The sequence below is a fragment of the Brevibacillus sp. MER 51 genome (genome assembly GCF_023714195.1).
In the GTDB taxonomy this organism is placed as follows: Bacteria; Bacillota; Bacilli; order Brevibacillales; family Brevibacillaceae; genus Brevibacillus.
Genome location: NZ_JAMAUS010000090.1, coordinates 1 through 254 on the forward strand (window position 1 = coordinate 1; position 254 = coordinate 254).

Here is a 254-nt window from a genome sequence, read left to right on the forward strand (position 1 = left end):
GTAACTGCCTGGCAACGTCCTACTCTCCCGGCTCCCTGCGGAGCAAGTACCATCGGCGCTGGAGGGCTTAACGGCCGTGTTCGGCATGGGAACGGGTGTGTCCCCTCCGCCATCATCACCAGACTATTATGAAGGAAATACTCCTTCAAAACTGAACAGCGAATGTTGCGTTACGGTCATATCTCCATAGAAAGGAGGTGATCCATCCGCACCTTCCGGTACGGATACCTTGTTACGACTTCACCCCAGTCATC

General features: G+C 54.3%; 2 rRNA genes. Both read right to left on the minus strand.

The features are described 5' to 3' along the window. Positions 1 to 6: 6 nt before the first annotated feature. Positions 7 to 123 (minus strand): 5S ribosomal RNA (gene rrf, locus M3630_RS30800). A gap of 67 nt (positions 124 to 190) precedes the next feature. After that, a 16S ribosomal RNA gene (locus M3630_RS30805) occupies positions 191 to 254 on the minus strand; the annotation flags it as partial.